This is a genomic window from Polynucleobacter sp. UK-Mo-2m-Kol15 (assembly GCF_018881505.1).
Taxonomy (GTDB): Bacteria; Pseudomonadota; Gammaproteobacteria; order Burkholderiales; family Burkholderiaceae; genus Polynucleobacter.
In genome coordinates this window covers 1,384,490-1,397,353 of sequence record NZ_JACVQC010000001.1, presented here as the reverse complement: position 1 = coordinate 1,397,353, position 12,864 = coordinate 1,384,490, and the positions used below count along the sequence as shown (strand labels likewise).

Below are 12,864 nucleotides of genomic sequence, written 5' to 3'. Positions count from 1 at the left end.
GCGTGGCATTGCCGCATACTCCCGATTCGAATCCTAATGATTATATCGATGATGAGGACTTCATTACCCTAGAAGCTCCTCTCGAGGTCAGTGGAGAGCGTTTAGATAAGTTTTTAGGTGCCGCTTTACCAGATTATTCCCGTAATCGGCTGAAGGCTTGGGTTGAGGCTGGAGCCGTCACAGTCGACGGCAAGGTCACTAAAGTCCGTCACTTACTCCGTGGAGGTGAAGCTATTAAGGTTTTTCCACAGGAATTGCCTGAGCAATTTGCTTTTACCCCTGAAAATATACCTCTGGACATTGTTTATGAGGATGACTCGGTAATCGTCATTAATAAGCAGGCTGGACTTGTAGTTCATCCTGCAGCTGGCAACTGGACTGGCACCTTATTAAACGGTCTATTACATCGCTTCCCAGAGTTAAAGCTTCTTCCAAGAGCAGGCATTGTCCATCGCTTAGATAAAGATACTTCTGGCCTGATGGTGGTAGCTAGGACCGATATCGCTCAAATCTCATTAGTGAGGCAATTGCAGGAGAGGACAGTGGGGCGACGCTACCTCTCTTGGGTTTGGGGTGACGCACCTTCTCAGGGAAAGGTGCTAGCAACCGTAGGTCGGGATCAGCGTGATCGCCTCAAAATGGCGGCTGGATCATCCCAGGGTAAGCCCGCAGCTACATTATTTCGACGAATAGCTAAAGGTGCTTTTTCTGATAGCCCCCTAGCCTTGTTGGAGTGCCGTCTGGAAACTGGCCGAACCCATCAAATTCGGGTGCATCTCGAATCCTTGGGCTTTCCATTGTTAGGTGATCCGGTATACCGCAAAAGAACGCCTGGTGTAGCGAAATCACTCCCTTTTGAACGACAGGCTTTACATGCTTTTGCTCTGAGCTTACGGCATCCAGGTACACAAGAGCTAATGACCTGGTTTAGATTGCCACCTCAAGATTTAATAGACTTATTGCCTCTTGTTGGTATGAGTGAGGCAGACTTGCCCAAGGAAGACGCCTTAATGGCTTTAATTAAAAATGAGCAGCAAAATTCATAAGATTGATCTCGCTTGGGTTGTGCCTTCGGAAATTAAGGCTTTTTGTACAACTAGAGTCGGCGGGTTCAGTAAGCCTCCATTTGATGGTCTTAATCTAGGGCTGAATTCGGGTGATGACCCAATAGATGTTCTGCAAAATCGTAGCCTCTTAAGATCAATCCTTCCTGCAGACCCATGTTGGCTTAAGCAGATTCATGGGTTTACTGTTAGCACTCCAGTTACGAGAAATGCTTTTATAGGCGGGCCATTTGAAGCCGATGCTTCAGTAACAAATATTCCCAACGAGGTTTTGGCTATTCTGACTGCCGATTGCATGCCTGTTCTATTTGCAAGCAAGAATGGCGACGTTATTGGTGCGGCACATGCTGGTTGGCGAGGCCTCAGTGGCGGAGTTTTGGAAAATACAATTCGGGAAATGCGCACTCTATCTAATGGTTTGATGCCCCAAGATATTAGGGTGTGGATGGGTCCAGCAATCGGACCTACAGCATTTGAGGTTGGCGAAGATGTACTACAAGCATTCTCCAGTTATTCTGAAGCCATCTTGTCAGAGGCATTTAAGCCGATTAATGGAAATCCAGGAAAGTATTTGGCCAACCTTTACCTTCTTGCAAAGGACCGCTTAAGATCTTTAGGAATTGAACATATCTATGGTGGTGACTTTTGCACTGTCGGAGATCGTGAAAACTTTTATTCCTATCGTAGGGATAAAAAAACAGGAAGATTTGCCTCCTTGATTTGGATTTCGGACAAGGGCTAATCTTCGGGTTATTACTAGCCCAGCCCTAGGGCTAGGGCTAGGGTTAGTGCGTATAACCCTTCTAGCCTGATAGATGGAGAATGAAATGAATAACTTTACGAGATCATTATGTTTGCAGGTATAAACACAGGTGCTGCGCCATCTTTGGCTCCTCACCACATGGCATTAATTCCTCCAGAGCGTGTATCGGAAATTCAAAAAGAATATTTTTCCGAATTTGCTCATCTTGCAACTAATCCTGAATCAGTTGAAGTTAAAGATCGTCGTTTCTCTGGCAAAGCATGGCATTCCTCTTGGAGCAAGATGATTGCAGCTACTTATTTGCTTAATTCAAAGCATTTACTCTCTCTCGCTAAAGCAGTTGAAGCGGATGAAAAAACTAAGGCCAAAATTTTGTTCACTACAGAGCAAATGATTGATGCTTTATCGCCCTCAAATTTTATTGCAACCAATCCTGAAGTTCTGGAAAATATTATTAGCTCGCAAGGACAGTCTATTCAAAACGGCATAGTGAATTTGCTGGGTGACTTAAAAAAAGGAAAAGTTTCACTAACTGATGAAAGCGCTTTTGAAGTTGGTAAGAACATTGCAACAACCGAAGGTCAGGTAGTTTTTCGAAATGATCTCTTTGAATTAATTCAGTACGCACCATTAACTGAAACAGTTTATGAGCGCCCATATTTAATGGTGCCTCCTTGCATCAATAAGTATTACATCTTAGATTTACAACCAGATAATTCCTTAGTCCGCTACATGGTGGAGCAAGGTCACACGGTCTTCTTGGTCTCCTGGAAAAATCCCGATGCCTCCATGTCTAAGGTCACTTGGGATGATTATGTTGGCGATGGTGTGATCAAAGCGATTGAGGTAGTTAAAGAGATTGGCTCCACAGAGCAGATCAATGTGCTGGGCTTTTGTGTTGGTGGAACTTTAACCTCTACTGCTTTAGCGGTCCTGGCTGCACGAAAAAAAGATTATGTCGCTAGCTTGACCTTGCTAACGACCTTATTGGATTTTACTGATACCGGCATTTTGGATGTGTTTATAGATGAAGGCACGGTAAAGCTTCGTGAGAGCACTATTGGTGGGGAGGGTGGCCACTTCGGCATGATGTCTGGTTTGGATTTGGGTAATACATTCTCCTTCTTGCGTCCGAACGATTTGGTGTGGAATTATGTTGTTGAGAATTACCTAAAAGGAAATTCACCGCCCCCATTTGATCTGCTCTATTGGAATGGAGATTCAACCAATTTACCTGGCCCAATGTACTGTTGGTATCTACGACATACCTATCTACAAAATGAATTGGTGAAGCCAGGAAAGCTGACCGTTTGCGGTGAAAAGGTGGACTTAGGCAAGATCACCGTTCCAGCATATATCTATGCATCTCATGATGATCACATCGTCCCTTGGAAATCAGCTTATGAGTCTACGCATATTCTGAAGGGTAAGAATCGATTTGTCTTAGGTGCGTCAGGCCATATTGCTGGTGTGATTAATCCGCCGGCAAAAAATAAGCGTCATTATTTTGAAAATAATAAATTAGCTAAAACCGCTGATGAGTGGTTGGCTGCAGCAAAAGATATTAAGGGTAGTTGGTGGCCTAATTACGCTAAATGGTTAGAACAGTTTGGTGGCAAGAAAATTAAAGCTAGCAAAACGTTTGGTAGTGCACAGTACAAAAAACTAGAGTCTGCACCTGGTAAGTACGTGAAAGAAAAAGTATCTACAACTGCTCAATAATTTATTCATAAGGGGAAATACATGTCTCAAAAGATTGCATACGTAACTGGCGGTATGGGTGGTATTGGTACTGCTATTTGTCAGCGCCTTGCCAAAGATGGATTTAAGGTCATTGCTGGTTGTGGCCCGAACTCCCCGCGTAAGGATCGCTGGCTTGGTGAGCAAAAAGTCCTAGGTTATGACTTCATCGCATCTGAGGGTAATGTTTCCGACTGGGATAGTACAGTTGCTGCCTTTGATAAGGTGAAGGCTGAAGTAGGTCGTGTGGATGTTCTAGTAAATAACGCGGGTATCACTAAAGATAGTGTATTCCGCAAAATGACCCCAGAGCAATGGAAGGCGGTAATTGATACCAATCTCAACTCCTTATTTAATGTCACTAAGCAAGTGGTTGATGGCATGGCTGATAATGGGTGGGGTCGCATCATCAATATTTCCTCTGTAAATGGTCAGAAGGGTCAGTTTGGTCAGTCAAACTATTCCACTGCAAAGGCAGGTTTGCATGGATTTACGATGGCCTTGTCTCAGGAATTAGCGTCCAAGGGCGTGACCGTAAACACGGTCTCCCCCGGTTACATCGGCACAGATATGGTTAAAGCTATTCGTGAGGATGTGCTGGAGAAGATCGTTGCGGGCGTTCCTGTTAAGCGTTTAGGCACCCCAGAAGAGATCGCTTCTATTTGTTGTTGGATTGCCTCTGCTGATGGCGGCTATGCCACTGGCGCTGACTTTTCCTTGAATGGTGGTCTTCATACAGGCTAAACGCCTCAAAAATGCAGTTTTAGTGGTCTACTCATCGGCATATTTACCTTTAGGTGAAACTAGGGATAAACTATGCCGATGTTGCATTGCAGTACCAAGAATTAGGAAAAATTACATGGCCACACGTACTAAAAAAGCCGGCGATAGCCGCTTGATTAAGAAATATCCGAATCGTCGTCTTTATGACACTCAAACCAGCACCTATGTGACGCTGGCTGATATCAAAAATTTAGTGATGGCCGGTGATGCTTTTAGTGTTGTAGATGCTAAAACTGATGATGATTTAACTCGCAATATTTTGCTCCAAATTATCTTAGAAGAAGAGGCTGGCGGTGCGCCAGTTTTTTCTACCCAAATGCTTTCTCAAATCATTCGCTTTTATGGAAACTCTATGCAAGGTTTGATGGGTAGTTATCTTGAAAAGACCATGCAATCTTTTGTGGATATTCATAATAAGCTTGGCGATCAAACTCAGGGTTTGGGTGTAGGCAGTACTCCTGAGGCATGGGCCAAGATGATGAATCTACAAAACCCAATGATGCAAGGCTTGATGGGTAACTATATGGAGCAAAGTAAAGATTTATTTGTGAAGATGCAAGAACAAATGCAGAATTTCCCATTTGCTGGGCAATCTAATAAAACAGAAAAAGAATAGTTGTGGTGGGTAAAGTTGGTTTCGTTTCCTTGGGGTGCCCCAAGGCATTAGTTGATTCTGAACTCATCCTCACCCAACTGAGTGCTGAAGGTTACGAAACTGCTAAGGATTACTCTGGTGCCGATCTCGTAGTTGTGAATACCTGCGGCTTTATCGACTCCGCAGTAGAGGAAAGTCTTGCAGCGATTGGTGAAGCTTTATCTGAAAACGGTAAGGTAATCGTTACCGGCTGTCTTGGTGCTCGTAAGAATGCAGATGGTAGTGATCTCATTCAGAGCATTCACCCTAAAGTCCTTGCCGTTACTGGCCCTCATGCAACCCAAGAGGTGATGCAAGCCATTCACTTGCATCTGCCAAAGCCTCATGACCCATTTACTGATTTACTACCACCCATTGGTATCAAGCTCACCCCGAAGCATTATGCTTATCTAAAAATTTCAGAAGGATGCAATCATCGCTGTACTTTTTGCATCATCCCTAGCATGCGCGGCGACCTTGTTTCAAGACCCATTGGTGAAGTATTGCTAGAGGCTAAAAAACTTTTTGAGTCAGGCGTAAAAGAATTATTGGTTGTTTCTCAAGATACTAGTGCCTATGGTGTTGATATCCAATATCGCACTGGCTTTTGGGATGGCAAACCGGTTAAGACCCGCATGTTGGATTTAGTTAATGCCTTAAATCAAATCGCGAGAGAGCATCAAGCTTGGGTTCGTCTACATTATGTTTACCCCTATCCGCACGTTGATGATGTTTTACCTTTAATGGCAGAATTTGCTGAGCACGGATATGGCGTTTTACCGTATCTCGATATTCCTTTGCAGCATGCTCACCCAGATGTATTAAAACGTATGAAGCGTCCTGCGAGTGGTGAAAAAAATATAGAGCGTATTCAAGCTTGGCGAGCCGCTTGTCCTGATTTGGTTATTCGCAGCACCTTTATTGCTGGCTTCCCAGGTGAAACGGAAGAGGAGTTTGAGTATCTCTTGAATTTCTTGGATGAAGCACAAATTGATCGTGCCGGATGTTTTGCTTTTTCGCCAGTCGCTGGTGCTACTGCAAATAGCTTGGATAATCCGGTACCTGAGGGTGTGCGTGAAGATCGCCGGGCTCGTTTTATGGCAAAGTCCGAAGAAATCTCAAGCAAACGACTTGCTAAAAAAATAGGCAGCCGGGTTCAGGTGATCATTGATCGCGTCGATGAATCTGGCGGAATTGGTAGAACTATTGGCGATGCCCCTGAAATTGATGGTCTAGTGAGGGTTTTGCCCCCAAGCAAGCCTTCCAAGCGTTACCGTTCAGGTGACATTATCAAAGTAACGGTGATTAGCTCCCAAGGGCATGACCTAATAGCCGAAACTTGAGTATTAGAATAAAAATAGTCTTTTAACCAGCTAGTAAAGTCATTATTTTTTGCCTATTTAGGCGCCGTAAAGGGGATTGATATGAGTCGTGATGTCGTTGTTTTGAGTGCTGTACGTTCTGCAATTGGTGCTTTTAATGGTTCGCTTAGTAGCCTCGAGCCAAGTGAGCTCGGCGGTATCGTGATGAAAGAGGCGGTAGCCCGCTCTGGAGTAGACCCAGCATTAATTAATTACATTACTGTAGGCAACACCATTCCAACCGATAATCGCTACGCCTATGTTGCGCGCGTGGCCTCAATTCAAGCTGGCCTTCCTATGGAGTCAGTTGCGATGGCCTTGAACCGTTTGTGCAGCTCCGGTTTGCAAGCGATTGTGACAACAGCTCAAGCAATCATGCTGGGTGATTGTGATTATGGCGTTGGTGGCGGTGTTGAGGTGATGTCTCGCGGTATGTATGGCTCACCAGCAATGCGCAGTGGCGCACGCATGGGTGATACCAAAATGATCGATTTGATGGTGTCTGTTTTGACTGATCCATTTGGAGTTGGTCATATGGGTGTTACTGCAGAGAACCTTGTTGAGAAATGGAAGTTGACCCGCGAAGAGCAGGATGCTCTTGCGGTTGAGTCACATCGTCGAGCTGCACATGCAATTAAAGAAGGGCGCTTCAAATCTCAAATCGTTCCAATCACTATTAAAACTCGCAAGGGTGATGTGGTCTTCGATACCGATGAACATTGCAAGCCAGATACCACAATGGAAACTTTGGCGAAGATGAAGGCAGTCTTCAAAAAAGAAGGTGGTAGCGTTACTGCAGGCAATGCATCTGGTATTAATGATGGCGCTGCTTTCTTCGTATTGGCTGAGGCTGAAGCGGCTAAGAAGGCTGGTCACAAGCCAATCGCTCGCTTAGTTTCTTATGCGATTGCTGGCGTTCCAAATCACATCATGGGTGAAGGTCCAATCCCAGCCACCAAGATTGCGCTTGAGCGTGCTGGCTTAAAATTAGACCAAATCGATGTGATTGAATCGAATGAAGCCTTTGCTGCCCAGGCATTGGCCGTTACTAAAGGCTTGGGTTTAGACCCAGCGAAGACCAATGTAAACGGTGGTGCTATTGCATTGGGTCATCCAATCGGTTGCTCTGGTGCTGCAATTGCTACTAAAGCCATTCATGAGTTACATCGCGTTCAAGGCAAATATGCCTTGGTAACAATGTGTATTGGTGGTGGACAAGGGATTGCCACCATTTTTGAGCGCCTCTAATATAGGTAAGATTTAGGCTATCAGTAATAAGGCAGCATCTAAGCCGACTCGGTCAAAAGCCGCGTCGGCTTTTTCTTTGACGATGGGTTTTGCTTTGTAGGCAATGCTGATGCCAGAGCCATGCATCATCAGTAAATCGTTAGATCCATCACCTATGGTAATAGAGTTCTTTTTATGGCAATTCATGAGAACGCAGGCTTGCTCTAAATAAGAGTTTTTAGCTGCGCCATCAACGATATCGCCAATGACCTTGCCCGTTAATTTGCCGTCAATGATTTCTAAGGTATTGGCTTGAGTTTGCTTAAATCCTAATTCCTTCTGTAGCTTTTCGGTAAAGAAGGTAAAGCCACCGGAAACAAGCAATGTATAAAGCCCGCTTATATTTGCCCCAGTTAATAATTCAGCAGCGCCAGGATTTGGTCGCAAACGCTCTTTATAGACTGAGGCCAATACGTCTGCGGATACGCCAGATAAAAGTGCTACGCGTCTACGCAAGCTTTCTTTAAAGTCCCTAATCTCACCTCGCATGGTGGCCTCGGTAATTTCAGAAACCGCCGCCTTTTTGCCAGTGAAGTCAGCAATCTCATCAATGCACTCAATATTAATTAGGGTCGAGTCCATATCCATTGCTAACACCTTCACTTCATCTGGCTTATATCCAGCTGAAAGAAAGGCTAAATCTGCATCGTATTTACCAGCGATATCTCGCATAGTCATTCTTGCTTCGGATGCTAAGGCTTTGACACAAGTCCAGCGGGCGGTAAAGTATTTTGAGGGCTTACTTTCCTCGACATCTCCGGTAATTTCAATCCCTAAAACTTTTGCCCGTTCCATGAGTGCAGTACTTAACTCATTGGGGATCGGGTTATTGGCAATTGCTACAAGTGTGAAGTGACTGGACATATTTAGTAAGCGATAGATAATTAATTAGCCTTAGCAGTATTCAGCATGGCAGATTCATTTAGGCCCCTAAGAATCTTCCGGATATGGTCTAGGCGTTGCTCTAGTTTCTCAAAATCTTTCTCTTTTTGCGGCAGAATTTTTAATTTATCTTGCCCATTCAGTTGTATATATTTTGAAGATTGAATTAATTGAATAATTTTCATCGGATCAATTGGAGGATTGGGGATGAACTGAATCTGTATCGATACTGGGCTCGCATCAATCTTCTTAATTCCAAAGCCTGACATCTCTAAGCGTAAGCGATGAGTCTCGTATAGCGATTTAGCTTGGTCAGGTAAATCACCATAACGGTCAACTAACTCTTCTCTTAGGCCCATGAGCTCTGAGAAATCATTTGTACCGGCAAAGCGCTTATACATCGAGAGTCGCTCATGGACATCGGGACAATAGTCGTTAGGAAAGAGGGCGGGTATACCTAAATTCACATCAGTAGTCGCCTGAAGCGGTGATAGTAAATCTGGTTCTTTTCCACTGCGGAGAGATTTAACAGCACGATTAAGCATCTCTGTATAAAGTTGAAAACCAATTTCATGGATTTCGCCAGATTGTTTATCACCCAGCACTTCACCGGCACCGCGAATCTCTAAATCATGCATTGCCAAATAAAAACCAGATCCGAGTTCTTCCATTGCTTGAATTGCATTTAAACGCAGTTGCGCTTGTTTGCTCAGTGCCTCAGGATCAGGTACGAGTAAATAAGCGTAGGCCTGGTGATGCGAGCGACCAACGCGCCCACGTAATTGATGTAGCTGGGCTAGTCCAAATTTATCTGCACGATGCATGATGATGGTATTGGCGGTTGGAACATCAATGCCTGTTTCAATGATGGTAGTACAGAGTAGGATATTGGTGCGTTGAGTCACAAACTCACGCATCACTGATTCAAGTTCCCGCTCATGCATTTGGCCATGTGCTACGCTGATTCGCGCCTCCGGGATCAGTTCTTGTAAAGCATGTTTACGATTTTGAATGGTTTCAACTTCGTTGTGTAGGAAGTAAACCTGACCACCACGCTTGATCTCACGAAGAATGGCCTCACGAATAACGCCATCACCCTCACGCCGCACAAAGGTTTTAATTGCTAAGCGTTTCTGTGGGGCTGTAGCAATAACTGAGAACTCCCGCAATCCTTCCATGGCCATACCAAGCGTTCTCGGAATTGGAGTAGCAGTCAAAGTCAGAATATCAACTTCCGCCCTTAATGCCTTGAGCGCATCTTTTTGACGAACCCCAAAACGATGCTCTTCATCCACAATCACTAAGCCTAAATTAGCGAACTGGGTCTCTTTAGATAGTAGCTTATGTGTACCAATAATAATGTCGGCATCACCTTTAGCAATCGCTTCTAGTGCCGCATTAATTTCTTTAGTAGTTTTAAAGCGTGACAGCTCAACAATACGCACAGGCCAATCAGCAAAGCGATCTTTCCATGTGGCTACGTGCTGTTCAGCCAGTAGGGTAGTTGGCGCCAAAATAGCCACCTGCTTGCCACCCATTACAGCAACAAAACTGGCGCGAAGGGCAACTTCAGTTTTACCGAAACCGACATCTCCGCACACTAGTCGATCCATGGGTGTACCGCTGGTCATATCTCCAATGACTGCAGCGATTGCATTGGCTTGATCCGGCGTTTCCTCAAAGCCAAAACTTTCAGAAAATGCAGCGTAATCATGGGCGGAAAATTCAAAGGCATGACCTTTACGAATAGCCCTGGCTGCATACAGACTCAATAACTCGGCAGCAGTATCCCGAATTTGTTGTGCGGCTTTACGTCTTGCTTTCTCCCACTGACCTGAGCCAAGTTGATGTAACGGTGCTGCATCTGGATCAGAGCCCGCATAACGTGTCACCATCTGCAGCTGTTGGACAGGCACATACAGCGTGGCATCTTTAGCGTAAACCAAGTGCAGGAACTCTTCAAAAATTGGCTCTTCTTTTGGCGGTGCTAAATTTAAAAGAACTAAACCTTGATATCGACCGATACCATGATCGGAGTGAACAACCGGGTCGCCAATCTTGAGCTCAGATAAATCTTTGAAGAGCATGTCTGGATCGGCGCTTTCACTCTCCTTGCTCTTACGTCGTTGACGTGCAGTTGTTGTAAAGAGTTCAGCTTCGGTAACAACAATCAGATTTTCTGATGGCCAAGTAAAACCATTAAATAATTGGGCCGTAACTAGACCAAACAGCGCAGCACTCTTAATAAAATCAGCAACACCTTCAAAACTCTCTGGCTTTAATGGATAGAGTGGGTTGCCATTGAGACCCAGAACTGAGTTGCTTTCTTCAAACAGTTGGCGAATAGATTCTTTCCGGCCATTGCTATCGCTACAAATGAGTACGCGTACTTTTTCCTGGGAAACTAAAGTGCGTAAACGATTCATTGGATCTGCATCACGGCGATGTACCGCTAAATCAGGTACAGCTAAAAATTGAGGGATCTCTCTTGCTTCTTTATCAATCTCTTTATTTAAAACCAAACGCGCATTGGGTTTAGCTGCCACAAAGAATTGATCGACATCTAGAAATAACTCCGCTGGCGGAAGAATTGGTCTATCTAGATCGTGTTTTAAGAATTCATATCGAGAAAGAGTGTCCTTCCAAAAACCCTTAATAGACTCCTCAAGATCACCAATGCTCACTAACCAAACGGGGTCGCCTGAGCGTGGGAAATAATCAAAGACGGTGGAAGTCTCTTCAAAAAAGAGAGGGAGGTAGGATTCAATTCCTGCACTAGGGATGCCAAGGTTGGCATCTTTATAAATTGAGCAGCGGGTTGGATCGCCCTCGAATACCTCGCGCCACCTACCGCGGAAGGCAGTGCGCGAAGCATCATCAAAAGGAAATTCGTGCCCTGGCAATAAACGTACTTCTTTAACTGGATAAAGGCTGCGCTGAGTATCAGGGTCAAAAGCCCGAATTTGTTCAATCTCATCGCCAAAGAGATCTAAACGATATGGCAGACTAGAGCCCATTGGGAACAAGTCAATTAAGCCACCACGAATACTGTATTCACCTGGTCGCATTACTGAGCTGACGGGATCGTAACCGGCCTGTTGGAGCTGAAGTTTTAACGCCACTTCATTGAGCTTGTCGTTTTGCCTAAAAAAGAAGGTATGACCCGATAAGAAGTTTGGCGGGCCAAGTCTTTGAAGTGCAGTTGTAATTGGCAAAAGGACAATATCGCAACTACCGTTTAGTAATTCGTAGAGCGTAGCTAAACGTTCTGAGACCAAATCCTGATGTGGGGAGAAATGGTCATAGGGCAGAATTTCCCAGTCGGGTAATAGACGTGTTTTGAGCTGTGGCGCAAAAGCCGGAATTTCCTCAAGGAGACGTTGTGCTTCCTGTGCTTGCGCACAAAAAATGATCATGACTGAGAATTCAGACCGATAGCGCAGGGCCGATTGGGCGATTAATGCCGCATCAGATGAGCCCACCAAGCCAGAAAAGGTAAAGCGCTGCCCAGCCCGTGGCCCGGGTATGGGGGGTGCTAGTTTTAATGCATCAGACATCTGCGCTCATTATAGAATCAGGTATGCACCTTGGAAATCAATCTTTACAGTCTTTGGCTCAATGCCACGCTCTATTACCTACAGCTGGTACTGGATCTAGACTGGGCGGAGCCTTGCCAAAGCAGTTTCAGGAGTTGGCTGGAAAACCTATGTTGGCCTATGCCCTAGAAGCTTTTATCCATTCACCAGAAATTGCTTCTATTTGGGTGGGCGTAAATCAGCGTTTTATCGACAACCCTATATTGAGCGAGCTCTCCAAGATATCTACAAAAGTCCATTTCCTCCCCAGTGGCGGTCCAACCCGTCAAGAAACAGTCAGAAATACTTTGGCGGCAATGCTCGATGCGGGTATTTCCGACACTGACTGGGTCTTGGTTCATGACGCTGCCCGACCAGGAATTTCCCCTCAGCTGATTCACAAACTGATTGATGCTGTCAGGCAAGCTGGTGAGGGCGGCCTCTTGGCAATGCCCTTAGCCGATACCTTAAAAATGGCTGATGCTAATTCTGCGATTGCCGGTAACCCTAGTAGGGCGATGAAGACAATTTCTCGAGAGCACCTCTGGCAGGCTCAAACACCCCAGATGTTTGGTTTAAAACAACTGCATGATGCAATTGAAGAGGGGATTCGTTGTGAAGCGGACATTACTGATGAGGCCAGCGCGATGGAGCTTTCTGGAGTGAAACCTTTATTAATTGAGGGTGCTACTCGCAACTTCAAGGTAACTCACCCGGCTGACTGGGACCTGATGCAATCCATAATTCAGTCCCTGGAACATAAAACTTAAATATC

The 12,864-nt window shown here is 45.0% G+C and carries 10 protein-coding genes; 8 read left to right on the top strand and 2 right to left on the bottom strand.

All coding sequences use genetic code 11. From position 1 onward, the window contains the following. The first annotated feature begins 2 nt into the window (after positions 1 to 2). The 7 genes from ICN43_RS07260 to ICN43_RS07230 all read left to right on the top strand — a co-directional run bounded on the left by ICN43_RS07260 (position 3) and on the right by ICN43_RS07230 (position 7,593). A complete protein-coding gene (locus ICN43_RS07260) occupies positions 3 to 1,046 on the top strand; it encodes an RluA family pseudouridine synthase (protein WP_216198213.1) in 1,044 nt (347 codons plus the stop codon). Next, the gene (gene pgeF, locus ICN43_RS07255; protein ID WP_216198211.1) at positions 1,027 to 1,806 is read left to right on the top strand and encodes a peptidoglycan editing factor PgeF; all 780 of its coding nucleotides are present in this window, start codon (positions 1,027 to 1,029) and stop codon (positions 1,804 to 1,806) included. Before ICN43_RS07260 ends, pgeF begins: the two co-directional genes overlap by 20 nt. A gap of 108 nt (positions 1,807 to 1,914) precedes the next feature. Beyond that, complete coding sequence (gene phaC, locus ICN43_RS07250) at positions 1,915 to 3,549, top strand: class I poly(R)-hydroxyalkanoic acid synthase (protein ID WP_216198209.1); 1,635 nt, start codon at positions 1,915 to 1,917, stop codon at positions 3,547 to 3,549. Between the two features lie 21 nt (positions 3,550 to 3,570). After that, entirely contained in the window at positions 3,571 to 4,311 is a 741-nt protein-coding gene (locus ICN43_RS07245; RefSeq protein WP_216198207.1) for a 3-ketoacyl-ACP reductase, read from the top strand. 115 nt (positions 4,312 to 4,426) lie between these two features. Beyond that, positions 4,427 to 4,966, top strand: a complete 540-nt coding sequence (gene phaR, locus ICN43_RS07240; RefSeq protein WP_216198205.1) for a polyhydroxyalkanoate synthesis repressor PhaR — start codon at positions 4,427 to 4,429, stop codon at positions 4,964 to 4,966. A 2-nt stretch (positions 4,967 to 4,968) separates the two neighbouring features. Further along, positions 4,969 to 6,327, top strand: coding sequence for a 30S ribosomal protein S12 methylthiotransferase RimO (gene rimO, locus ICN43_RS07235; RefSeq protein ID WP_216198202.1), 1,359 nt, complete (start codon positions 4,969 to 4,971; stop codon positions 6,325 to 6,327). Positions 6,328 to 6,408: 81 nt separating this feature from the next. Continuing rightward, positions 6,409 to 7,593, top strand: coding sequence for an acetyl-CoA C-acyltransferase family protein (locus ICN43_RS07230; RefSeq protein WP_215377909.1), 1,185 nt, complete (start codon positions 6,409 to 6,411; stop codon positions 7,591 to 7,593). A gap of 12 nt (positions 7,594 to 7,605) precedes the next feature. Here the strand turns inward: ICN43_RS07230 and serB are convergent, their stop codons facing one another. Both serB and mfd read right to left on the bottom strand, forming a co-directional pair. Then, positions 7,606 to 8,496, bottom strand: a complete 891-nt coding sequence (serB, locus tag ICN43_RS07225; RefSeq protein WP_216198200.1) for a phosphoserine phosphatase SerB — start codon at positions 8,494 to 8,496, stop codon at positions 7,606 to 7,608. A 20-nt stretch (positions 8,497 to 8,516) separates the two neighbouring features. Continuing rightward, positions 8,517 to 12,071 (bottom strand): transcription-repair coupling factor, encoded by a 3,555-nt coding sequence (gene mfd / locus ICN43_RS07220; protein WP_216198198.1) that lies wholly within the window; start codon positions 12,069 to 12,071, stop codon positions 8,517 to 8,519. Positions 12,072 to 12,094: 23 nt separating this feature from the next. Between mfd and ispD the strand changes: the two genes are divergently transcribed. After that, the gene (gene ispD, locus ICN43_RS07215; protein ID WP_216198196.1) at positions 12,095 to 12,859 is read left to right on the top strand and encodes a 2-C-methyl-D-erythritol 4-phosphate cytidylyltransferase; all 765 of its coding nucleotides are present in this window, start codon (positions 12,095 to 12,097) and stop codon (positions 12,857 to 12,859) included. Positions 12,860 to 12,864 lie beyond the last annotated feature (5 nt).

Excerpts from the sequence above, each read along its gene's own strand:
- pgeF (WP_216198211.1), top strand. The coding sequence starts at position 1,027 with ATGAGCAGCAAAATTCATAAGATTGATCTCGCTTGGGTTGTGCCTTCG.
- phaC (WP_216198209.1), top strand. The coding sequence starts at position 1,915 with ATGTTTGCAGGTATAAACACAGGTGCTGCGCCATCTTTGGCTCCTCAC.
- ICN43_RS07245 (WP_216198207.1), top strand. The coding sequence starts at position 3,571 with ATGTCTCAAAAGATTGCATACGTAACTGGCGGTATGGGTGGTATTGGT.
- phaR (WP_216198205.1), top strand. The coding sequence starts at position 4,427 with ATGGCCACACGTACTAAAAAAGCCGGCGATAGCCGCTTGATTAAGAAA.
- ICN43_RS07230 (WP_215377909.1), top strand. The coding sequence starts at position 6,409 with ATGAGTCGTGATGTCGTTGTTTTGAGTGCTGTACGTTCTGCAATTGGT.
- serB (WP_216198200.1), bottom strand. The coding sequence starts at position 8,496 with ATGTCCAGTCACTTCACACTTGTAGCAATTGCCAATAACCCGATCCCC.
- mfd (WP_216198198.1), bottom strand. The coding sequence starts at position 12,071 with ATGTCTGATGCATTAAAACTAGCACCCCCCATACCCGGGCCACGGGCT.
- ispD (WP_216198196.1), top strand. The coding sequence starts at position 12,095 with ATGCACCTTGGAAATCAATCTTTACAGTCTTTGGCTCAATGCCACGCT.